At 60.9% G+C, this 22,801-nt stretch carries 22 protein-coding genes; 8 read left to right on the top strand and 14 right to left on the bottom strand.

All coding sequences use genetic code 11. The features are described from left to right. Positions 1 to 172 precede the first annotated feature (172 nt). The 5 genes from B9N88_RS11085 (at position 173) to B9N88_RS11065 (ending at position 3,671) form a co-directional block, all read left to right on the top strand. Complete coding sequence (locus tag B9N88_RS11085) at positions 173 to 1,666, top strand: RNA polymerase factor sigma-54 (protein ID WP_027604811.1); 1,494 nt, start codon at positions 173 to 175, stop codon at positions 1,664 to 1,666. Between the two features lie 75 nt (positions 1,667 to 1,741). Then, a complete protein-coding gene (gene hpf / locus B9N88_RS11080; RefSeq protein ID WP_027604812.1) occupies positions 1,742 to 2,047 on the top strand; it encodes a ribosome hibernation-promoting factor, HPF/YfiA family in 306 nt (101 codons plus the stop codon). Positions 2,048 to 2,057: 10 nt separating this feature from the next. After that, positions 2,058 to 2,522: a PTS IIA-like nitrogen regulatory protein PtsN gene (ptsN, locus tag B9N88_RS11075; RefSeq protein ID WP_027604813.1), complete on the top strand. Its 465-nt coding sequence runs from the start codon at positions 2,058 to 2,060 to the stop codon at positions 2,520 to 2,522. 2 nt (positions 2,523 to 2,524) lie between these two features. After that, entirely contained in the window at positions 2,525 to 3,382 is an 858-nt protein-coding gene (gene rapZ / locus B9N88_RS11070) for an RNase adapter RapZ (protein ID WP_027604814.1), read from the top strand. A gap of 16 nt (positions 3,383 to 3,398) precedes the next feature. Beyond that, a complete protein-coding gene (locus B9N88_RS11065) occupies positions 3,399 to 3,671 on the top strand; it encodes an HPr family phosphocarrier protein (RefSeq protein WP_027604815.1) in 273 nt (90 codons plus the stop codon). Between the two features lie 20 nt (positions 3,672 to 3,691). Here the strand turns inward: B9N88_RS11065 and B9N88_RS11060 are convergent, their stop codons facing one another. The 6 genes from B9N88_RS11060 to pmbA form a co-directional block, all read right to left on the bottom strand. Beyond that, positions 3,692 to 4,585, bottom strand: coding sequence for a ZIP family metal transporter (locus B9N88_RS11060; RefSeq protein WP_027604816.1), 894 nt, complete (start codon positions 4,583 to 4,585; stop codon positions 3,692 to 3,694). 33 nt (positions 4,586 to 4,618) lie between these two features. Continuing rightward, positions 4,619 to 5,230: a superoxide dismutase gene (locus B9N88_RS11055; protein ID WP_027604817.1), complete on the bottom strand. Its 612-nt coding sequence runs from the start codon at positions 5,228 to 5,230 to the stop codon at positions 4,619 to 4,621. 1 nt (position 5,231) lies between these two features. Beyond that, positions 5,232 to 5,660, bottom strand: coding sequence for a hypothetical protein (locus tag B9N88_RS11050; RefSeq protein ID WP_027604818.1), 429 nt, complete (start codon positions 5,658 to 5,660; stop codon positions 5,232 to 5,234). Between the two features lie 27 nt (positions 5,661 to 5,687). Next, positions 5,688 to 7,064 carry a class II fumarate hydratase gene (locus tag B9N88_RS11045; RefSeq protein WP_027604819.1) on the bottom strand — a complete coding sequence of 459 codons (1,377 nt, stop codon included), beginning with the start codon at positions 7,062 to 7,064 and terminating at the stop codon, positions 5,688 to 5,690. Then, positions 7,057 to 7,452: a hypothetical protein gene (locus B9N88_RS11040; RefSeq protein WP_027604820.1), complete on the bottom strand. Its 396-nt coding sequence runs from the start codon at positions 7,450 to 7,452 to the stop codon at positions 7,057 to 7,059. Before B9N88_RS11040 ends, B9N88_RS11045 begins: the two co-directional genes overlap by 8 nt. Before the next feature lie 147 nt (positions 7,453 to 7,599). Then, complete coding sequence (pmbA, locus tag B9N88_RS11035) at positions 7,600 to 8,946, bottom strand: metalloprotease PmbA (RefSeq protein ID WP_027604821.1); 1,347 nt, start codon at positions 8,944 to 8,946, stop codon at positions 7,600 to 7,602. A 108-nt stretch (positions 8,947 to 9,054) separates the two neighbouring features. Here pmbA and yjgA point away from each other — a divergent pair, with 108 nt between their 5' ends. Beyond that, positions 9,055 to 9,576: a ribosome biogenesis factor YjgA gene (gene yjgA, locus B9N88_RS11030; protein ID WP_017138246.1), complete on the top strand. Its 522-nt coding sequence runs from the start codon at positions 9,055 to 9,057 to the stop codon at positions 9,574 to 9,576. A gap of 44 nt (positions 9,577 to 9,620) precedes the next feature. On the opposite strand, the gene tldD is transcribed toward yjgA, so the two are convergent. The 8 genes from tldD to mreB all read right to left on the bottom strand — a co-directional run bounded on the left by tldD (position 9,621) and on the right by mreB (position 20,831). Continuing rightward, the gene (gene tldD / locus B9N88_RS11025; RefSeq protein ID WP_027604822.1) at positions 9,621 to 11,063 is read right to left on the bottom strand and encodes a metalloprotease TldD; all 1,443 of its coding nucleotides are present in this window, start codon (positions 11,061 to 11,063) and stop codon (positions 9,621 to 9,623) included. A gap of 16 nt (positions 11,064 to 11,079) precedes the next feature. Further along, the gene (locus B9N88_RS11020; RefSeq protein WP_027604823.1) at positions 11,080 to 11,928 is read right to left on the bottom strand and encodes a carbon-nitrogen hydrolase family protein; all 849 of its coding nucleotides are present in this window, start codon (positions 11,926 to 11,928) and stop codon (positions 11,080 to 11,082) included. A 48-nt stretch (positions 11,929 to 11,976) separates the two neighbouring features. Continuing rightward, positions 11,977 to 15,792, bottom strand: a complete 3,816-nt coding sequence (locus B9N88_RS11015) for a YhdP family protein (protein ID WP_027604824.1) — start codon at positions 15,790 to 15,792, stop codon at positions 11,977 to 11,979. Between the two features lie 76 nt (positions 15,793 to 15,868). Beyond that, the gene (rng, locus tag B9N88_RS11010) at positions 15,869 to 17,326 is read right to left on the bottom strand and encodes a ribonuclease G (protein WP_010213134.1); all 1,458 of its coding nucleotides are present in this window, start codon (positions 17,324 to 17,326) and stop codon (positions 15,869 to 15,871) included. A 71-nt stretch (positions 17,327 to 17,397) separates the two neighbouring features. Further along, a complete protein-coding gene (locus B9N88_RS11005; RefSeq protein ID WP_027604825.1) occupies positions 17,398 to 17,994 on the bottom strand; it encodes a Maf family protein in 597 nt (198 codons plus the stop codon). Positions 17,995 to 18,045: 51 nt separating this feature from the next. Beyond that, positions 18,046 to 18,534 (bottom strand): rod shape-determining protein MreD, encoded by a 489-nt coding sequence (mreD, locus tag B9N88_RS11000; protein ID WP_027604826.1) that lies wholly within the window; start codon positions 18,532 to 18,534, stop codon positions 18,046 to 18,048. Further along, positions 18,534 to 19,655: a rod shape-determining protein MreC gene (mreC, locus tag B9N88_RS10995; protein ID WP_081744405.1), complete on the bottom strand. Its 1,122-nt coding sequence runs from the start codon at positions 19,653 to 19,655 to the stop codon at positions 18,534 to 18,536. Before mreC ends, mreD begins: the two co-directional genes overlap by 1 nt. 138 nt (positions 19,656 to 19,793) lie before the next feature. Beyond that, positions 19,794 to 20,831 carry a rod shape-determining protein MreB gene (gene mreB / locus B9N88_RS10990; protein WP_002555108.1) on the bottom strand — a complete coding sequence of 346 codons (1,038 nt, stop codon included), beginning with the start codon at positions 20,829 to 20,831 and terminating at the stop codon, positions 19,794 to 19,796. 210 nt (positions 20,832 to 21,041) lie between these two features. Between mreB and gatC the strand changes: the two genes are divergently transcribed. Together gatC and gatA are read left to right on the top strand one after the other, a co-directional pair. After that, positions 21,042 to 21,329 carry an Asp-tRNA(Asn)/Glu-tRNA(Gln) amidotransferase subunit GatC gene (gene gatC, locus B9N88_RS10985; RefSeq protein WP_003171764.1) on the top strand — a complete coding sequence of 96 codons (288 nt, stop codon included), beginning with the start codon at positions 21,042 to 21,044 and terminating at the stop codon, positions 21,327 to 21,329. 16 nt (positions 21,330 to 21,345) lie between these two features. Further along, positions 21,346 to 22,797 (top strand): Asp-tRNA(Asn)/Glu-tRNA(Gln) amidotransferase subunit GatA, encoded by a 1,452-nt coding sequence (gene gatA / locus B9N88_RS10980; protein WP_027604828.1) that lies wholly within the window; start codon positions 21,346 to 21,348, stop codon positions 22,795 to 22,797. Positions 22,798 to 22,801 lie beyond the last annotated feature (4 nt).

The following is a 22,801-nucleotide window of genomic DNA, read 5'->3' as shown; positions in this document are numbered from 1 at the left end:
GCAGGTCGTTTGCCCGATGCGCGGGAGTCAATGAAAACCTCCGGATTTTTATTGTTACCGCGCTCTAGGCAAAGCCCCCGATATCAGGCATATAATTTGCTTATGTTTGGCGCTCACGCGCCCTGTCGTGGATGGCGCATTGCGCCGGCGAATAAGGTGTTAAGCCCCTGCCATGAAACCATCGCTAGTCCTGAGAATGGGCCAGCAGCTGACGATGACACCGCAGCTGCAACAGGCCATCCGCCTGCTCCAATTGTCGACCCTGGACCTGCAACAGGAAATCCAGGAGGCCCTGGAGTCCAATCCGATGCTCGAACGCCAGGAAGAAGGCGACGACTTCGATAATGCAGACCCATTGGCCGACAACATCGAGCAAAAACCCAATTCCGACGTACAGGAACCCTCCTACCAGGAAACCGCCCCCACGGTGGATAACCTTGAGGAAGGCGATTGGAACGAACGCATTCCCAACGAACTCCCGGTGGACACCGCCTGGGAGGACGTCTACCAGACCAGCGCCAGCAGCCTGCCCAGCAATGACGATGACGAGTGGGACTTCACCACCCGCACTTCCGCCGGCGAGAGCCTGCAGAGCCATCTGCTGTGGCAACTGAACCTCGCGCCGATGTCGGACACCGATCGCCTGATCGCCGTGACCCTGATCGACTGCATCAATAACCAGGGTTACCTGGACGAGACCCTCGAAGAGATTCTCGAGGCCTTCGACCCGGAACTGGACATCGAGCTGGACGAAATCGAAGCGGTCCTGCACCGCATCCAACAGTTCGAGCCCGCCGGCATCGGTGCCCGCAACCTGAGCGAATGCCTGCTGCTGCAACTGCGCCAGCTGCCCGCCAAGACCCCATGGCTCGCCGAGGCCCAGCGCCTGGTCACCGACTATATCGACCTGCTGGGCAGCCGCGACTATAGCCAGTTGATGCGGCGCATGAAGCTCAAGGAAGACGACCTGCGCCAGGTCATCGAGCTGGTGCAAAGCCTCAACCCGCGTCCAGGCTCGCAGATCGAGTCCAGCGAAGCCGAATACGTCGTTCCCGACGTGATCGTGCGCAAGGACAACGAGCGCTGGTTGGTGGAACTGAACCAGGAGTCGGTGCCGCGCCTGCGGGTCAACCCGCAATATGCCGGTTTTGTGCGCCGTGCCGACACCAGCGCCGATAACACCTTCATGCGCAACCAGTTGCAGGAAGCGCGCTGGTTCATCAAGAGCCTGCAGAGCCGCAACGAAACCCTGATGAAAGTGGCCACCCAGATCGTCGAGCATCAGCGCGGCTTCCTGGAATATGGTGACGAGGCGATGAAACCGCTGGTCCTGCACGACATCGCAGAAGCGGTGGGCATGCACGAATCGACGATTTCCCGGGTGACCACACAAAAATTCATGCATACCCCACGGGGCATATATGAGCTGAAATACTTTTTCTCCAGTCATGTCAGCACATCCGAAGGCGGCGAATGCTCGTCCACGGCGATCCGCGCAATCATCAAAAAACTGGTTGCTGCGGAAAATCAGAAAAAGCCGTTGAGTGACAGCAAGATCGCTGGTTTACTGGAGGCACAAGGCATTCAGGTCGCCCGTCGAACCGTCGCCAAGTACCGCGAGTCCCTTGGGATCGCGCCTTCCAGCGAGCGTAAGCGTTTGATGTGACGGGCGGGCCACAGCGTTCCAGTGGCGGGTATTCCTACCCGCCGCTTTATGCACTGGCAACGAAGGAGAAGCTGTATGCAAGTCAACATCAGTGGACACCATGTAGAAGTCACCCCTCCACTACGCGACTACGTCGAGCAGAAGCTGAGGAAGCTTGAGGGTCATTTCGACAAGATCACCAACGTGCAGGTCATCATGAAGGTCGACAAGCTTCAGCAGAAAATCGAAGCGACTCTTCAGATACCCGGTGGAGAAGTGGTCGCCAATGCCGAACATGAAGACATGTATGCATCAATCGACTTGCTCACCGACAAGCTTGACCGCCAACTCAAAAAGCATAAGGAAAAGAATCTGAGCCTGCTCCAGGGCACAGGTCGTTAACTCTCCCCCCATGATCCGACTTGAAACCATCCTGACCCCCGGCCGTTCCCTCGTGAACGTGCCGGGCGGCAGCAAGAAGAAAGCCCTCGAACAAATTGCCAACCTGATCAGCAGCCAAGTGCCTGAGCTGGAGATGCAAGATGTCTTTGAGGCTCTGATTGCCCGTGAAAAACTCGGCTCCACCGGTTTTGGCAACGGCATCGCCATTCCCCACTGCCGCCTCAAAGGCTGCGAGACACCTGTCAGCGCCCTGCTGCACCTGGACGCACCTATCGATTTCGACGCGATCGACGGCGCCCCGGTAGACCTGCTGTTTGTTCTGCTGGTCCCACAGGCCGCCACCGACGCACACCTGGAACTGCTTAGGCAGATCGCAAGCATGCTCGACCGCAAGGAAGTACGCGACAAACTGCGCAGTGCCAGTAGCAACGAGGCGCTGTATCAAGTTGTCCTGGATGAGCAAAACGGGCAGTAATCATGCGTTTGATCATCGTCAGCGGCCGCTCCGGCTCGGGTAAAAGTACCGCCCTCAACGTCCTTGAGGACAACGGCTTCTATTGCATCGACAACCTGCCCGCCGGCCTGCTCCCGGAATTGGCGGAGCGGGCACTGATCCATACCGAATTGGCACAACCCCTGGTCGCCGTTTCGATTGACGCCCGCAACCTGCCGAGCCACCTCACGCGCTTTCCGGAATTGCTCGAAGAGGTGCGCGCCAAGCACATTCATTGCGATGTGCTGTATCTGGACGCCGACGAAGAAACCCTGCTCAAGCGCTTCTCAGAGACCCGCCGACGTCACCCCCTCAGCAGCCCGCACCGTTCCCTGGCCGAAGCCATCGAGGACGAAACCAAGCTGCTGGGGCCGATCATTGACCTCGCCGACCTCAAGATCAACACCACCAGCCTCAACCTGTACCAGTTGCGCGATGCCATCAAGCTCCGCCTGCTGAACCAGCCGGAGCCTGGCACGGCATTTCTGGTCGAGTCCTTTGGTTTCAAGCGTGGCATGCCGGTGGATGCCGACCTGGTGTTCGACGTGCGCTGCCTGCCCAATCCTTATTGGAAGCCGGAACTGCGCGACCAGTCGGGGCTGGATCAGCCTGTGGCCGATTACCTGGCCGCGCAACCGGATGTGGAGGAGATGTTCCAGGACATTTCCAGCTACCTGCTCAAATGGTTGCCGCGCTTTGCCGCGAGCAACCGAGCCTATGTCACCATTGCCATCGGCTGCACCGGCGGTCACCACCGCTCTGTCTACCTGACCGAGCGCCTGGGCCAGGTGCTGCAACAAACCCTCAAGAACGTCCAGGTTCGCCACCGCGACCTTAGCTGAAAGGAACACCCCCGCGATGCCCGCTCTGGAAATTGAAATCATCAACAAGCTGGGCCTGCATGCCCGCGCCTCGGCCAAATTCGTCGGTATTGCCGGGCAGTTCCCTTGCCAGATCCGCGCCGGGCGTACACCTGAGAGCATGGTCGATGGCAAAAGCATCATGGCGATGATGATGTTGGCGGCCGGCAAGGGCACCAAGATTCATTTGAGCACCGAGGGCGAGCAAGAGCAGGAAGCAATGGACGCCCTGGTGGCGCTGATCAACAACTTCTTTGATGAGGGTGAGTAACCCCTCCCCCCGCTGAGGCCTCACCCCAAGGCGGTATCCATCACCATCATCAAGCAGAACCCCATGCACAACCCCAGGCTCGCGAGTTTTTCGTGACCGTTGCGGCGCGACTCCGGGATCACTTCGTGGGTGACCACCAACAGCATCGCGCCAGCGGCCAGTGCCAGGCCCAACGGTAACAGCACCTCGGCCAGGGTCACCAGCCAGGCGCAAAGCACGGCGAACACCGGCTCTACCAAGCCTGACGCGGCGCCGATCAGGAACGCCCTGATCCGCGACATCCCTGCCCCAGCCAATACCAGCGCAATGACCAGGCCTTCGGGCACATCCTGCAAAGCAATGCCCATGGCCAAGCTGTCGGCATCCGGCATGCCGCCGCCGGCTGAGACGCCAACGGCCATGCCTTCGGGGATATTGTGGGCGATGATGGCAAACACGAACAGCCAGATACGCGGTGGAATCACCGGTTTATCCGGTGTGCCCACCAACATCTCCGGGCTGGCGCCGGAGACCTTGCGGTCCACCAGATACAGACCGAATGCCCCCAGCATGATGCCGAAGCTGATCAGCCCACCTGCCCCCCAGGGCGAAAGACCAAGGGCTTCGGCCGCAGCAATTCCCGGCACGACCAGCGAAAACGCGGTCGCCGCCAGCATCACACCGGCACCGAAGCCCAACAAGGTATCGCTCAACGCCACCGGCATCCGCCGAATCACCAAGACCGGAACCGCCCCCAGCGCCGTGCCAAGCGCGCAAATCGCCCCGCCCTGCAGGGCGCGCATGATGCGCGGTGCCAGATCCAGCCAGGCCAGCCCGTGGGCCACCAGCAATGCAGTACCTGCCAACAGCAGCAGCGAACCAAACGCATAACGAAACATTCGCACGCTGCTGATCGCCAGTGTTTCAGTGCCCATAGTCGGCCTTAGATCTTGTTATGGAAGTGAATGTCAGGCCAACGCGGCCTGATAGCGTGCGGCGACTTCCGGCCAGTTGATAACACTGTAGAAGGCGTTGATGTATTCAGGTCGACGGTTCTGGTAGCGCAGGTAGTAAGCATGCTCCCAGACGTCCAGGCCGAGGATCGGCGTGTTGCCATTCATCAACGGGCTGTCCTGGTTGCCGCTGCTTTCCACTATCAGCGTCTTTTGCGGAGTGACACTCAACCACGCCCAGCCGCTGCCGAAACGGGTCAAGGCGGCCTTGGTGAAGGCTTCCTTGAAACTGTCGAAACCGCCGAGTTGCTCTTCTACAGCTTTTCCCAATGCGCCGTCGGGCTTGCCGCCACCTTTAGGCGACATCACCGCCCAGAACAGCGAGTGGTTGGCATGGCCGCCGCCTTGGTTGATGACGGCCGCACGCAGTTTTTCCGGCAGTTGCTGCACGCTGGACACCAGTTTTTCTACAGGCCAGCCCGCAAACTCGGTGCCCTCGACCGCCGCATTGAGGTTATTGATGTAGGTCTGGTGGTGCTTGGTGTAGTGAATCTCCATGGTTTGCGCATCGATATGCGGTTCCAGGGCATCGTAGGCATAGGGCAAGGCAGGCAAGGTGTAGGTCATATCAATGTGCTCCGTATTGAGACGGGGTCGGCTGCACCGCAGTACCGCCCAGCAAGCGATGGGTGCGCGGGTACTCACCGTGATCGCTGATGAAATTCAACAGTTCGACGTAAGTCTTGCTGCTCTGGCGCAGCGCCGCTTCCCGCAGCTGCGGGCTCAGGCGCACGTCCTGCATGGCCTGGAGCAAGCGCTGGTGAATAGCGCAGAGGTATTCGGCGCTTTCCTCGGGCTGATTCAGGCGCAGGTGCAAATCCGCCAGGTTGTGATGGGAAATGACGCAAGCCGCTACTGCTTCGTCGGCATTCGCCCAGCGCTCGAACAACACTTGAGCCAGGGCCAGGGCTTGCAGATAGGCCTCGCGAGCGTCAACCAATTCGCCCTGCATAAAGCAGCGATTGGCGCGTTCGATCGTGCGTTTCCAGTGCTCCATGGTGAGCCTCCAAAGCAGGGTCGGTGATTACACGCCGCCGGCCGTGAGCTTCTCCGGATCCAACAGGACTTCCAGTTGGCTACGGGGCAGGTCGGTGTGCTCAAGGGCCACATCAATCACCGGGCGGCCCTGCTGATAGGCCTTCTTGGCAATCTCAGCGGCCTTTTGGTAACCAATGATCGGGTTGAGTGCGGTGACCAGGATCGGGTTGCGCGACAGCGCTTCCTTGAGCTTGGCTTCGTTGACCTTGAAGCTGGCGATCGCCTTGTCTGCCAGCAGACGGCTGGCATTGGCCAGCAACTCGAGGCTGCTGAGCAGGTTCTGGGCAATGATCGGCAGCATCACATTCAGCTCGAAGTTGCCGGATTGGCCAGCGACGGTGATCACCGTGTCATTGCCGATGACTTGCGCAGCCACCATGGCCGTGGCCTCCGGAATCACCGGGTTGACCTTGCCTGGCATGATCGAGGAGCCCGGCTGCAGGCCCTCCAGTTCGATTTCCCCCAGGCCGGCCAGCGGGCCGGAGTTCATCCAGCGCAGGTCATTGGCGATTTTCATCAGCGACACGGCGGTAGCTTTCAACTGGCCGGAGACGGCGACGGCAGTGTCCTGGGAGCCGATCAGCGCGAACAGATTCTTGCCCGGCGTGAATTTCACGCCTGCCAGGCTGCTGAGCTGTTGACTGAAACGCACGGCGAATTCCGGGTGCGCATTAATCCCGGTGCCCACCGCCGTACCGCCCTGGGCCAGAGCCTGCAGGGCCGGTAATAAATCCTGCAGGTGACCGATATTGGCCTTGAGTTGCTGCGCCCAGCCATTGAGGACCTGGCTCATGCGCACGGGCATGGCGTCCATCAGGTGCGTGCGGCCGGTCTTGATGAATGGGTGAACCTCTTCGGCTTTCTGCTCGATCACCTGCACCAGGTGCAGCAGGGCCGGCAGCGTGTGCTCGTGCAGCACCAGCGCAGCACTGACATGGATGGTGGTCGGAATGATGTCGTTGCTGCTTTGACCGCAGTTCACATGATCGTTGGGATTGACCGCTTCGCCGAGCAAGCGGCTGGCGAGCGTCGCAATCACTTCGTTGGCATTCATATTCGAACTGGTGCCGGAACCGGTCTGGAAGATATCCACCGGGAAATGCCGCATGTAATCGCCTTCAAGCAAGCCTTGGGCGGCATCGACAATGGCTTTGCCCTGCCCTTCGCTGATCTGCTTGAGGTCGACGTTGACCTTGGCGGCTGCGGCCTTGGCCAGGATCAGTGCGCGAATGAATTGCGCCGGCATGCGTTGGTGGCTGATCGGAAAGTTGTTCACCGCGCGCTGGGTCTGCGCACCGTACAAGGCCTCGGCGGGGACTTGCAGTTCGCCCATGCTGTCGCGTTCGATACGGGTGTTACTCATCGGAAGATCCTTGCACCAGGTCAGAAACGGAAATGGAGGGAAGCAATTCGCAGGTCGCCAATTGCCAGGCAAAGGTCTGCCAGCGCTTGAGGCGGCAGGCACAGTGAGAGAGTTTTTCCAGGTCGCGCAGTGGGCGCCAGGCTTGATCCAGACACAGGGATCGCCAATGCCACGGCAGTGCAATATCGCTGGCGGTGTCGATCAGCAGGCGGAATGAGGTTTCAGCGATGGTCCACGGATGGGTCGCGGTACAACACGCCAGGTATCGGCCCTCGTTGAGGTAATGTTCGATCAGGCGAGGCTCATTGGGATCCAGACCACAGCGAATCTGGCGACTCATCCAGCGCCAGCTTTCCAGGTAAGGATCCTCATGCAGGACAGAACTCATGATCCACACTCATCCGTTAATGATATTTATTATTAAATGATATTGAGAATCAAAACAAGAGTAACACCTCAATCCCCCTGACACACGCCCACAAAAAAGGCGCGCCATCCGTAAGAGGGCGCGCCTTTTTGTGCCGCTGTAGCGGGATTAGCTGCCTGCGACAGTCATCCGCTCGATCAGCACCGAGCCTGTGCGAATATTGCTGCGCAGTTCCAGGTCATTTCCCACGGCAACGATCTGCTTGAACATATCGCGCATGTTGCCGGCGATGGTCACTTCCTGGACGGCGAACTGAATCTCACCGTTTTCCACCCAGAAGCCCGCCGCGCCACGGGAATAATCCCCAGTGACCATATTCAGGCCATGGCCCATCAATTCGGTTACCAGCAGGCCACGTCCCATGCGACGCAACAGCGCCGCCTGGTCTTCGTCGCCATGGGTCACGAAAAGGTTATGCACGCCACCGGCGTTGGCGGTGCTTGGCAGGCCGAGTTTGCGGCCTGAGTAGGTGCCGAGTACGTAAGACACCAGCTCCCCGTTTTCGACGAACGGCTTGGCATACGTGGCCAGGCCGTCCCCATCGAACGCCGAACTGCCCATGGCCCGCATCAAGTGCGGACGCTCATCGATGGTCAGCCACTCGGGAAACAACGTCTGGCCGATCGCCCCTTCAAGGAACGAAGACTTGCGATACAGGTTGCCGCCGGAAATGGCACTCAGGAAACTGCCGAACAAACCGCCTGCCAGCTCCGCCGAAAACAGTACAGGCACTTCACAGGTCGGCACCGGACGCGCGCCCAGGCGGCTCGCGGCACGTTGTGCGGCACGTTGACCAATGCTGGCCGGATCTGCCAGCAATTCACCCTGACGACTTACGTCGTACCAGTAATCACGCTGCATCTGGCCATTGGCCTCGGCGATCATCACGCAGCTCAGACTATGGCGCGTGGACGCATACCCGCCGATAAACCCGTGGCTGTTGCCGTAGACGCGACAGCCCTGATGCGTGTTCAACGTGGTGCCATCGGCGTTCTTGATGCGGGTATCGGCATCGAACGCCGCCGCTTCGCAGGTCAGCGCCAGCTCGATGGCCCGCTCGGGCGTGATGTCCCAGGCATGGAACAGATCGAAATCCTTCAAGTCCTTGGCCATCAGCGCCTTATCGGCCAAGCCCGAGCTTTCATCCTCAGAGGTGTGCTGGGCAATCGCCAACGCGGCGGCAACCGTTTCGCGTATGGCCTCCGGACCGCTGGCCGACGTACTGGCCGAACCTTTGCGCTGCCCCACATACAAGGTGATGCCAAAGCCCTGGTCACGGTTGAATTCGACGGTTTCCACTTCCCGTTGACGTACCGACGTCGACAACCCCTGCTCCAGCGACACCGCCACTTCACAGGCACTGGCCCCCTGGCGCTTGGCCTCGGCAAGGATCTGCTCGACTTGTTCCTGCAGGGCCGGTAACGCTTGCGGACCGACGCTTTGGGCTGCACTCATGGTTTTCTCCACTCAAATTCTGCTTTCGGCTAAGGCCATCGAGCGACCGGGCCGGACAAGCGGCCCCCGACTGGTTATCATGGCGGCGTTTCTTTGCGGACTGCCACCATGGTTGATTCTTACGACGACTCCCTCGATGGGGAGAAAAGCAAAACCCAGGTCAAACGTGAGCTGCATGCTCTGGTTGACCTGGGCGAGCGCCTTACAACGCTCAAGAAAGACTTGATTGCAAAACTGCCACTGACCGACGAAATGCGCCGGGCGCTTGCGGACGCACCCAAGCACACCGCGAATATCGCGCGTAAACGGCACATCATGTTTATCGGCAAGCTGATGCGCGATCAGGACACTGACGCCATTCTCGCCTTGCTTGATCAAACCGATGCCTCCACTCGCCAGTACAACGAACGTTTCCACAACCTGGAACGTTGGCGTGACCGCCTGATCTCGGGCGATGACGCGGTGCTGGAGAAATTCGTGCTGGACTACCCGGACGCGGACCGCCAGCAACTGCGCTCCCTGATCCGTCAGGCCCAGCACGAGCAGGCGCATAACAAGGCGCCGGCCACCAGCCGTAAAATCTTCAAATACATCCGTGAGCTGGACGAGACTCAACGCGGCCTGCGTTGATGCCCTTCCCCGGGTGGCGATCTTCGCCACCCGAAGCTCCACCCTTACGACCCCGTGCCACCCACGGTGATCGCATCAATTTTCAGCGTTGGCTGGCCGACCCCTACCGGCACCGACTGCCCGTCCTTCCCGCACATGCCCACGCCACTGTCCAGGGCCAGGTCGTTGCCGACCATCGACACCTTGCTCATGGCTTCCGGGCCATTGCCAATCAACGTTGCCCCTTTGACCGGCGCGGTAATCCTGCCGTCTTCGATCAGGTACGCCTCGCTGGTAGAGAACACGAACTTGCCGCTGGTGATATCCACCTGGCCGCCGCCAAGGTTGGCGCAGTAGATGCCGCGCTTCACCGAGGCGATGATCTCCGCCGGGTCGCTTTCGCCACCGAGCATGTAGGTGTTGGTCATGCGGGGCATCGGCAGGTGCGCATAAGATTCGCGACGGCCGTTACCGGTGCGCGCAACGCCCATCAGGCGGGCATTGAGCTTGTCCTGCATGTAGCCCTTGAGCACACCGTTTTCAATCAAGGTGGTGCATTCGGTCGGCGTGCCTTCATCATCGACGCTCAACGAGCCGCGGCGACCGGCCAGGGTGCCATCATCGACAATGGTGCACAGCTTGGACGCAACCATCTCGCCCATGCGCCCGCTGTAGGCGGAACTGCCTTTGCGGTTGAAATCGCCTTCCAGGCCATGGCCCACGGCCTCGTGCAGCAATACGCCGGACCAGCCCGGGCCCAACACCACCGGCAACGTGCCGGCCGGCGCAGGAATGGCTTCCAGGTTCACCAACGCCTGGCGCAAAGCCTCACGGGCATAGCCCATGGCACGGTCGTCGGTGAGGAAGTAACGGTAGTCGGTACGCCCGCCGCCGCCGTGGCCGCCACGCTCGCGGCGGCCGTTCTGCTCGACGATCACGCTGACATTGAAACGCACCAGCGGCCGCACGTCCGCCGCCAGCCCCCCGTCGGTGGACGCCACCAGGATGCGTTCCCACACACCGGCCATGCTCACCGAGACCTGCTGGATACGCGGGTCCAGGGCGCGGGTGGCCGCATCGATACGCTTGAGCAACTCGACCTTTTCCGCGCGGCTGATCACTTCCAGGGGGTTGTCCGGCGCATACAACTGCGCCACGTCCTGGGTACTGAACGCCTGTACCGTGCCATGTTGGCCGGCACGGGAGATCGAACGCGCAGCACGTGCGGCCAGGCCCAACGCCTCCAGGGTGATCGCGTTACTGTAGGCAAAACCGGTCTTTTCACCGGATTGCGCACGAACGCCTACACCTTGGTCAAGATTGAAACTGCCTTCCTTGACGATGCCATCTTCCAGGGCCCAGGACTCGGAGATCTGCCCCTGGAAATACAGGTCGGCGGCATCGATGCCTGGCCCGGCCAGATCGCCGAGCACGGTTTGCAAGCTTTCGATGGTCACGCCACCGGGTGCCAGGAGGTGTTCACTGACTGAGGACAACAACTCGCTCATAGGTTTGGCCTTAAATTCATCGTTCTGAAGCAGGCCGCTGGGCGCCCTGCGAGAAAAAGCGCCGATGGTTGACCACCGGCATGCGCGCCCGTATCGACGCCTGTTCACTGCTATCGCGTTCGGCCAGCAACACCGCTTCGCCTTGATCCTGTTGTGCCAGCACCCGGCCCCATGGGTCGACGATCGCCGCATGACCATAAGTTTCCCGTGGCCCTGGATGCACACCGCCCTGGGCGGCCGCCAGCAGGTAACACTGGGTCTCGATGGCCCGTGCACGAATCAGCACATCCCAGTGGGCGGCACCGGTCACGGCGGTAAAGGCCGAGGGCGCGGTAATCAATTCAGCCCCCGCCGCGCGCAGCTCGCTGTACAGCTCGGGGAAGCGCAGGTCGTAACAGACCGTCAGGCCCAAACGGCCAACCGGCGTATCCGCCACCACCACGTTGCTCCCGAAAGCATAGTCATCGGACTCCCGATAGCGACCCCGGGCGTCCGCCACGTCCACATCAAACAAATGCAGCTTGTCGTAACGGGCGACGACTTCACCGCGATCATCGACCAGCAGCGAGCAGGCATTGGATTTGGCGTGCGGTTGATCCTTGGGCGGCAACGGCAGCGTGCCAGCCACTATCCATAAGGTGAGGTCGCGGGCGGTCTGTTTCAACCATGGCAGGATCGGACCTTCACCCAGCGCCTCGGCGCGGCCGATATCCGCCACGTCGCGGCGGCCCATGGCGGCAAAGTTTTCCGGCAGCACCGCCAGCTTCGCACCGCCGGCCGCCGCTTGCTCCAACAAGCGCCGGGCCTGGACCAGGTTGGCCAGCACATCGCTCTGACTGACCATTTGGATTACTGCAAAGGACATGGGCCGATACTCCGTAAAAGGCATGGGGCCATGCTACTCCACAGGCTCTCAGTTTGGTTTTTCAAAGGGCTTGTCGAAGGTGATTTTTGGATCCTTCCATGGGCCTTCCACCTTGTATTGCACGCTGGCGAAACGCGAAACACGGTCACCGATCAGCTTGTCGATCAGGAACAGTGCGCCACCAATCGCCGGCGCGCCCACGATCAGCGCGGCAATCGGCAGGTTGTTGGTCACCGGCAACGTCACCAGCAACTTCGCATCGACACGGTCAGCCACCAGGTCCAGGGTGCCGTTGAGCTCCAGGTTGCTCGACGGGCCGGTCATGGTGATCGGCTCGCGCGTCACGAACACGCCATTGCTGGCGACCAATTGGCCCTTGACCCGGTCATAACTCAAGCCCTTGCCCAGCAGGTCGGAGAAGTCCAGGCGCAGGCGGCGCCCGATGGAGTTGAAGTTGAGCAGACCGAACACCCGCAGCGCCTGGGCACCACCTTCCACCTCGACAAACTGACCTTTACGGAACGTCGCATCCAGGCTGCCGGAGAACCGTTTAGGCCCGACCCAGGCCGGCGAACCCGGCCACCGCCCATCTACATCCAGGTGGAAGTCCTCGCTGGTGACCGTGGGCGCATAGCCCCAGCCTTTGAGTACGTCGGCGATGTTCTTGCCGTCCAGGCGCCCCTTGTACCAACTGCTGCTGTCACCCGGGACACCTTCCCATCCGCCGGCGCCCTTGAGTTGCATGCCCTTGAGGCCCAGGTCCAGCGTATTGAAGGCCAGGCCTTTGACCGTTGGCCGGATCTTGAGTGACCAAGCGCCAATCAGGTCCGGCCCCTGGAACAGCTGGTCAATGGCGATATCCAACGCCGGAATATCCTTGGGATCGATACTGGCCAACGGGTCCGGTGCGTTTTCATCAGCCTGTACCGTCGGGTCCACCGCCGGCAGCTTCACGTATTGCAGGTTGACCGCAATCGGCGCGCCCTTGGCATCCGGCAGGTTCACGGCGCCCTTGGCCTGCTGGCTGTCGAACTGTAAGCCCCAGGCAGCGGGCTTGCGATCCAGCTGCAGGTTGACCTGATCGAACTGGGTACCCAGGCCGGTGAGCTTGCCAATCTTGAATTCGGCACCGCTGAGCAACTGCTTGGCACTGCCACCTGGGTCATTGCCAGCATACTGGTTCACCAGTTTTTTCCACGGGTCGATATCCAGCTCCGAGAGCACGCCACGGATGCGCAAGCCCTTGGCGCCTGGCAGCACGGCATCACCATCGCCGAGGAACAACTCGCCACGGCCGTCATTGAGCTTGTCCGGCGGCGCGGCAAAGGTGAAGTTGGCCAACTCACCGTAATCAAACCAATATCGGCGCTCAGCCCCCTGCAAGGTCATGCGGAATACGCTGTCACGTCCCTGGCTGGCCGGCATGCCGAACGGCGCCGGCAAGTCCACCACAACACCCTTGAGGTTGGAGCTGACCATCAGTTGGCTGTCGGCACCGTCCAGGTTGAGCTGCAACTGATACGAAAGATCACCGGACACCGGCAACGGCTGACTGACTTTCAACCAATCCGTCAGACGCTTGACCGTCACCTGCCCCTTGGCAGCGACACGGGTGCTGATATTACCCGGCTTGCCATCGGCAAAGATCTGCGCGGTGATCGGCCGGTCAAATGCCTGGGCGGTAATCTTTTCGCCGCTCAAGCCCTTGGCGCTGTCGAAGCGGAAATTGCCCTTGAGCTGCGTCAGGTCCAGAGGCGGTTCCGCCAATTGCAGGCGTGCCTTGTCAGTCTGGAAATCCACCACGATCCTGGGCTCGATGCCCTTGACCAGCGGAACATCCAGATCCAGCATGCCTTGCAGGTCTCCTTCGCCTTTCCAGCCGGCGAAGGTGGAGGCCGTGCCGATTGGCGCTTCCTGGAGGATCTTCAGCCCATCACCCAGGCCACCGGCAAAACCACCGGTAAGCAGCAGATGGCTTTCCTTGCCGGACGGCGCGTGGGGAATATTGACGTAGACGTCCTTGACCTTGGTGTCGAGCAACTGCCCCTTGCTGGCCAGGATGCGTACGCCCGTCTCTTCGACAAACACTTCGCCATTGACCTTGTTCACATGGGGCCAACCCGGCTGGAACGCGAGTTCGGCGTCATGCACCTTGAAGAACAGACTGATATTGCGCGCGGCGGGCAACGCATCGTGGTTCAGCGAGCCCTGGTACTGGAAGAACCCCTGGTCCACCGCGCCCTTGAGAATTGCCGTGCGCAGCCACTCATCCAACGCGGGACTCAACACGGCCGGCAGGTATTTAGGGGTAAAGCGTCCATCGCCATCGACCATACCGACCCGCAGGTCCATATAGTCTTCCTGGCTGTGGTCGAAATGCAGGCGAATCAGGAAATCGGCAGCGATCTTGCCCTCTTCCCCCAGCACCTTGATATACGGCGCGATCAGGGTGAAGCCTTGTTTATCCAGCTTCCACGTCAGGCGTGCATTGGCCTGGAGGTATTGCCAGGGCTTGGCGAAGATCGGATCGAGGTGCAGGGAAAAATCCTTGCTGTCCATGCGCAACTCGCCCTGGCCCAGGTCGCCGCTGATGCTGCCGGAAACGTTGCGTGCGGCCGGCGCACCGAAGTAGGCGTCAAACCCGACCCGTTCCAGGTTGGCGGCAAAGCTGACTTTTTGATCGGTGGTGTCTTGAGGACGGAAATCCACCAGTACATTGCGCAGCAGACCGGTGGCCTTCAGGTGCTCGACGGTCTTGGCGACGCCTTCCGGCAGCGGCGCCAGGGCGTTGAGCAACGGTGTGATGGGGGTCAGGTCGAGGCGGTCAGCCTGCAGCTTCCAGACTTCCAGGGCCGTGTCGGTCGCCAGGGTCTGCTGCAATTGCAGGCGCGACTCCCATCGGGTCTCGCCCAGGTTCATCGCCAGGGAATCGAACAACACCTTCAAGCCCGTATCGCTGCGTTGCAGATAGGCCGTAAGTGCAAGGTTTTCGATATGCACCGGCTTGCGCTCGGCGTAGCTGCCCTTCACCTGCGGCGAGTTGAGGCGCACGACCGCACTTTGCACCGTGCCTTTACCCCAGTTCAGCCAGAACTCACCGCCGGCCTTGAACTGCGTGAGTTTCCACTGCTGGGTCAGCCTGGCGGGGATCCACTTGGCCCAGTCGCTTTGGGGCAGACTCAGGTAGGCCTCGACTTCAGCATCCTTCCACTGGCTCGCGCGAATGCGGCTGCGCAGGCTCAGGGCAAGGGGCTGGCCGTCGGGCAAGGTCAGGCGGGCGTCCAGGCGCTGGCGGGTGACGCCCGTGTGCAGGCTCAAGCCCACATAGGTCAGGGTCAGCGGCGCCTGGTCGAACGGTTGCAGGGTGACCTGGCTGTCGAGCAGCGATACGCGCTTGACCATCTGCATGCGCTTGAGCAATTGCTCCGGGTCCAGCGGCTGGTCGTCCTGTATCGGCAAGCCTTGCAGCGCCCAATGGCCGTCCTTGTCTTCCTTGGCGCTCAGTTGCAGGCCACTGACTTCCAGGTGCGCAATACGCACTTCGCGCGCCATCAGGCTGGCCCACATGTCCGGCACCACTTCGACCTGATCCAGGCGCAAGGCACTGCTGCCCTCGCCGACCATTACGTCGTGGGCCAGCAACACGGGCGCAAAACCGCTCCAGCGGCCTTCAAGGCTGCCGATGTGCACAGGCATGTCCACCGCAGCCTGGGCCTTGGCTTCGATTTCCGCGCGGTATTCGGCCACCAGCGGGGTCAATTCGCGCCCCAGGCTCACGTACACCGCCGCCAACACCAGCAGCAAGGCGCACAGCCCAAGGCCCCAACGGGTCAAAGCGGCAAAAAAGCGTGTCAGACGCTCCATGTCAGGCGACCCTCAAGGCAGTAGTCGGACTGCAGATCAAGGTCTGCGAGTCGCGTAAAAAGAAAGCGAATGGGGATCAGAGCAGCACCACGTCATATTGTTCCTGGGAATACATGGTTTCGACCTGGAAGCGAATCGTACGCCCGATAAACCCCTCCAGCTCAGCCACGTTACCGGACTCTTCATCCAGCAGGCGGTCGACCACTTTCTGGTTGGCAAGCACTCTATAACCTTCGGCCTGGTAGGCCCGTGCCTCTCGGAGGATTTCCCGGAAAATCTCGTAGCAAACCGTTTCCGGAGTCTTCAACTTACCGCGGCCCTGGCAACTGCTGCAGGGCTCGCACAGCACCTGCTCCAGGCTCTCGCGGGTGCGCTTGCGGGTCATCTGCACCAGGCCCAGCTCGGTGATGCCGATGATATTGGTCTTGGCGTGATCGCGCTCCAGCTGTTTTTCGAGCGTGCGCAGCACCTGGCGCTGGTGCTCTTCATCTTCCATGTCGATGAAGTCGATGATGATGATGCCGCCCAGGTTACGCAGGCGCAGTTGACGAGCAATCGCCGTGGCCGCTTCGAGATTGGTCTTGAAGATGGTCTCTTCAAGGTTGCGATGACCTACGAACGCGCCGGTGTTGACGTCGATGGTGGTCATCGCTTCCGCCGGGTCCACCACCAGGTAGCCACCGGACTTGAGCGGCACCTTGCGCTCCAGGGCTTTCTGGATTTCGTCCTCGACGCCATACAGGTCGAAGATCGGCCGTTCGCCAGGGTAATGCTCCAGGCGATCGGCAATTTCCGGCATCAGCTCGGCAACAAATTGCGTGGTGCGCTGGAAGGTTTCCCGCGAGTCGATGCGAATTTTCTCGATCTTGGGGCTGACCAGGTCGCGCAAGGTTCGCAGGGCCAGGCCCAGGTCTTCGTAGATCACACTCGGCGCGCCGATGGTCTTGATCTGTGCGCCGATCTGGTCCCACAGGCGCCGCAGGTAGCGAATGTCCATGAGGATTTCGTCGGCACCTGCGCCCTCGGCGGCGGTGCGCAGGATAAAACCGCCCGCTTCCTTGATACCTTCGGCGGCCACGCAGTCGCTGACCACCTTTTTCAGGCGCTCGCGCTCGGCTTCGTCTTCAATCTTCAGGGAAATGCCGACATGGGCGGTGCGCGGCATGTAAACCAGGTAGCGCGACGGAATCGACAGTTGAGTGGTCAGGCGTGCGCCCTTGGAGCCGATGGGGTCCTTGGTGACTTGCACCACCAGGCTCTGCCCTTCGTGCACCAAGGCGCTGATGCTTTCCACCGCCGGCCCTTCGCGCAGGGAGATCTCCGAGGCATGGATAAATGCCGCCCGGTCCAGGCCGATATCGACAAATGCCGCCTGCATCCCCGGCAACACCCGCACCACCTTGCCCTTGTAGATATTGCCGACGATCCCGCGTTTCTGGGTGCGCTCGACATGCACTTCTTGCAGAACACCGTTCTCTACCACCGCCACGCGCGATTCCATCGGCGTGATATTGATCAGAATCTCTTCACTCATGGCTGGGTCTCGTTCAGGCGTTTTCACAATAGTGACCGATCGCTGTAAGGCTGGGCGCTGGAGTAACGCGTTCAGCGCGCGGTAAGGTTTTGCCAACAGGGTATGCCGAATTGTGCAAGCAGTTGCGCGGTTTCGCACACCGGCAGACCTACCACGGCGGAATAGCTGCCATTGAGCCCGGCCACAAACACCGAGCCAAGCCCTTGGATAGCATAGCCGCCCGCCTTGTCCTGGGGTTCGCCGCTGTGCCAGTAGCTTGTAGCCTCCTCGACAGAAATCCCACGGAAAAGTACACGACTGCTTACACATCGGGTTTCACAGCGCTGGCCGTCAGTCAGGGCAATCGCAGTCAGAACTTCATGTTCACGCCCCGCCAGTGCCATCAACATCGCCAACGCATCGGCTTGGTCTACGGGCTTGCCGAGGATCTTGCCGTCCACGATCACTGCGGTATCGGCGCCCAGGACGCAGGCGGCCGAGCGTTGCCCGAGCGCAGCAAAACCCGCTGCGGCCTTACCGCGAGCGAGACGCTCGACGTAGGAAACAGGGGTTTCGTTTGTAAGAGGGGTTTCATCAATGGCGGCGCTGACCACGGTGAAAGGCACACCGATCTGGGTCAGCAGTTCACGCCGCCTCGGGGAGCCCGAGGCCAGATATAGCGAATTCATTGCAGACTCTCCCTGTGGGGTTCGATAACCAGGCAGAGCCTCGCAATCCATTCAATTGATTTTATAGCGACGACGTAACCCACGCAGGCCGAAGCTGATCCACGGCCACAGCAGCGCACTGACCAGGGCCGGCAACACCAGCGCCAGGGTTGGCTGGCGGTTGCCGGTCAGGGCACTGAGCCACAACTGTACCAACTGCGCCAGGCCGAAGATCACCAGGATCACCAGGCATTGCTGCCACATCGGGAACATGCGCAGGCGCTGCTGCAACGACAGCACCAGGAAGGTAATCAGGGTCAGGATCAACGCGTTCTGGCCCAGCAAGGTGCCATACAGCACATCTTCCGCCAAGCCCAGGAACATCGCCGTCACCATGCCCACTTTATGGGGCAGGTTCAGCGACCAGAATGCCAGCAGCAATGCCAGCCACAGCGGACGCAGGATCTCCATGAACTGCGGCAGCGGCGAAACGCTGAGCAGCAAGCCGATAGCGAATGTCAGCCAGACGATCCAGCCATTGCTCGAATGAGTACCGGCCATTATTCCTCCCTCTGCCGTGTGGTGGCCGGGGCTGCGGCTGGAGGCTTCGCAGCGGGCGTCGTAGTGGCAGGCGTGGTGGCCGGCGGTTTCGCTGCAGTCGGTTTCACCGGGTGCACGCTATGGGCCGCAGGCTTGACCGGTGTGGCCACAGGCGCAGTAGCTGCCGGAGTTGCCGCCGGTACAACGGGGGGAGTCGACTGAGGCTTGGGCACGGTCGCAGGAATGATCGGCGCAGTGCCGTTCTTCTTGTCTTCCGCTTCCTGGGCCTGGGCGGCGTCGTTGGCGCGTTCTTCCGGAGTACGGTTGTCGCTGAACACCAGCAACAGGTAGCGGCTGCGGTTCAGGGCGGCAGTGGGTACGGCACGCACAATGGCGAAGGGCTGGCCGGAATCGTGGATCACTTCCTTGACCGTTGCCACCGGATAGCCTGCCGGGAACCGCTGGCCCAGGCCGGAGCTGACCAACAGGTCGCCTTCCTTGATGTCGGCCGTGTCCGCCACATGACGCAATTCCAGGCGCTCAGGGTTACCGGTCCCGCTGGCAATCGCGCGCAAGCCGTTACGGTTGACCTGCACCGGAATGCTGTGGGTGGTGTCCGTCAGCAGCAGGACCCGCGAGGTGTAGGGCATCAGCTCGACGACCTGCCCCATCAGTCCCCGAGCATCCAGTACCGGCTGACCAAGCACCACACCGTCGCGCTCACCCTTGTTGATAATGATGCGATGGGTAAAGGGGTTGGGGTCCATGCCGATCAACTCGGCCACTTCGACCTTTTCGTTGACCAACGCAGAAGAGTTAAGCAACTCGCGCAGCCGAACGTTCTGCTCGGTGAGGGCCGCCAGCTTTTGCATGCGCCCCTGCAACAGCAGGTTTTCGGTCTTGAGTTTTTCGTTCTCGGCAACCAGTTCGGTACGGCTGCCAAATTGGCTGGCCACGCCCTGGTAGAGACGTTGCGGCAGGTCGGTGATCCAGTAGGTCTGCATCAACACCAGCGACATTTGGCTACGCACCGGCTTGAGCAGCGCAAAGCGGGCATCGACCACCATCAATGCGACCGAAAGCACGACCAGCACCAATAAGCGCACGCCCAATGAGGGGCCTTTGGCGAAAAGCGGTTTAATAGGCCGCTCCTCCCAGGCAAATGTTCTCTTTATTCATACGGCATCTAACCGGCCTGGATGCAGATTGAAGAAGATAAACGCCAACAGGCAGCACTGCAAAGTGCTGCCTGCGGGCGAAGCATGGTGCAACCAACGATCTTATTCGCTGGAGAGCAGGTCCATGGTGTGTTTATCCATCATTTCCAGTGCACGACCACCGCCACGGGCAACGCAGGTCAGCGGGTCTTCGGCGACGATCACCGGCAGGCCGGTTTCCTGGGCCAGCAGCTTGTCGAGGTCGCGCAACAGGGCGCCACCACCGGTCAGCACCAGGCCTCGCTCGGCGATGTCGGAAGCCAGCTCCGGCGGCGATTGCTCCAGGGCGCTCTTCACAGCCTGAACGATGGTGGCCAGGGACTCTTGCAGAGCTTCCAGCACTTCATTGGAGTTCAGGGTGAAGGCACGTGGAACGCCTTCGGCCAGGTTGCGACCGCGAACATCGACTTCGCGAACTTCGCCGCCCGGGTAAGCGGTACCGATTTCCTGCTTGATGCGCTCGGCGGTGGATTCGCCGATCAGGCTGCCGTAGTTGCGACGTACATAAGTGATGATCGCTTCGTCGAAACGGTCGCCGCCTACCCGTACGGATTCGGCATACACCACACCGTTCAGGGAGATCAGGGCGATTTCAGTGGTACCACCACCGATATCCACCACCATCGAACCGCGCGCTTCTTCAACCGGCAGGCCGGCACCGATCGCAGCAGCCATCGGCTCTTCGATCAGGAACACTTCGCGGGCACCGGCGCCAAGGGCCGATTCACGGATGGCACGACGCTCCACCTGGGTGGATTTGCACGGAACGCAGATCAGCACACGAGGGCTGGGCTGCAGGAAGCTGTTTTCGTGAACCTTGTTGATGAAGTACTGCAGCATCTTTTCGCAGACGCTGAAGTCGGCGATCACGCCGTCTTTCATCGGACGAATGGCAGCAATATTGCCTGGTGTTCGGCCGAGCATGCGCTTGGCCTCGGTGCCGACGGCAACGACACTTTTCTGATTACCATGGGTCCGAATGGCCACAACCGATGGCTCATTCAGGACGATACCGCGCTCGCGCACGTAAATAAGGGTGTTGGCAGTGCCCAGGTCAATGGAAAGATCGCTGGAAAACATGCCACGCAGTTTCTTGAACATGGGGAAAGGACCCTAGGCAACGCGTGGGTAAAAAAGTGCGGCAAACTCTAACAACGACAGGGATTTTGGGCAAGGCGCCAATGTGCTAAATTGGCCGACTTTCTGTGCACCAACCCCCACAATCGCGGCCGTAAGACCGTAGAAATGCGGTAGTGTTCCGACAATCTAACACACGGACAGCCTCCGTTCTGTTTTCCACTGGAGATTCCCATGGCGCTTGAACGCTCCGACGTGGAAAAAATCGCTCATCTGGCCTCGCTTGGCCTGAATGAAGCCGATCTTCCACAGACCACCGCAGCCCTGAATAGCATTCTCGGGCTGGTTGACCAAATGCAGGCCGTGAATACCGACGGCATCGAGCCCCTGGCTCACCCGCTGGAAGCCAGCCAGCGCCTGCGCGCAGACGTCGTGACCGAGCGCAATAATCGCGAGGCCTACCAGTCCATCGCGCCAGCGGTCGAAAACGGCCTGTACCTGGTTCCGAAAGTCATCGACTAAAGGGAAAGAGCCTTTCATGCATCACATGACTCTGGCCGAGATCGCCCGCGGTCTCGCCGACAAAAAGTTTTCTTCCGAAGAGCTGACCAAGACCCTGCTGGCGCGCATCGCCGAGCTGGACCCCAAGGTCAACAGCTTCATCAGCCTCACCGAAGAGCTGGCCCTGAGCCAGGCCAAGGCCGCGGATGTACGCCGCGCCAACGGTGAAACCGGCGCCCTGCTGGGCGCACCGATCGCCCACAAGGACCTGTTCTGCACCCAAGGCATTCGCACCAGCTGCGGCTCGAAGATGCTCGACAACTTCAAGGCGCCCTACGACGCCACCGTGGTCGCCAAGCTGGCCGCTGCCGGAGCCGTGACCCTGGGCAAGACCAACATGGACGAATTCGCCATGGGGTCGGCCAACGAGTCGAGCTACTACGGCGCGGTGAAGAACCCATGGAACCTGGAACACGTGCCCGGCGGTTCGTCCGGTGGTTCGGCTGCGGCCGTTGCCGCGCGCTTCCTGCCAGCCGCCACGGCCACCGACACCGGCGGCTCGATCCGCCAGCCGGCGGCCTTCACCAACCTCACCGGCCTGAAGCCTACCTACGGTCGCGTTTCCCGCTGGGGCATGATCGCCTACGCCTCCAGCCTCGATCAGGGCGGCCCACTGGCCCGCACGGCCGAAGACTGCGCGATTTTGTTACAAGGCATGGCAGGCTTCGACGCCCAGGACTCCACCAGCATCGATGAACCGGTGCCGGACTACAGCGCCAGCCTCAATACTTCGCTCAAGGGCCTGCGCATCGGCGTGCCGAAGGAATACTTCAGCGCCGGCCTCGACCCGCGCATCGCCGAACTGGTACACAACAGCGTCAAGACGCTGGAAAAGCTCGGCGCCGTGATCAAGGAAATCAGCCTGCCGAACAACCAGCATGCGATTCCTGCCTACTACGTGATCGCGCCGGCAGAAGCCTCTTCCAACCTGTCGCGTTTCGACGGCGTGCGCTTCGGCTATCGCTGCGAAAACCCGAAGGACCTGACCGACCTGTACAAACGCTCCCGTGGCGAAGGCTTCGGCGCCGAAGTGCAACGCCGGATCATGGTCGGTGCCTACGCGCTGTCCGCCGGCTATTACGACGCGTACTACCTCAAGGCGCAAAAGATCCGACGCCTGATCAAGAACGACTTCATGGCTGCCTTTGAAGAAGTCGACGTGATCCTCGGCCCAACCACGCCGAACCCGGCCTGGAAGATCGGTGCCAAGACCGGCGACCCGATTGCCGAGTACCTGGAAGACCTCTACACCATCACCGCCAACCTCGCGGGCCTGCCGGGCTTGTCCATGCCCGCCGGTTTCGTCGATGGCCTGCCGGTGGGCGTGCAATTGCTCGCCCCGTATTTCCAGGAAGGCCGCCTGCTCAATGTGGCGCACCAGTACCAGTTGAACACCGACTGGCACACTCGCACCCCTACCGGCTTCTGAGGAG

Source organism: Pseudomonas sp. LAMO17WK12:I1 (assembly GCF_900177315.1).
Taxonomy (GTDB): Bacteria; Pseudomonadota; Gammaproteobacteria; order Pseudomonadales; family Pseudomonadaceae; genus Aquipseudomonas; species Aquipseudomonas marginalis.
This window is presented reverse-complemented; position numbering and strand designations above follow the sequence as displayed.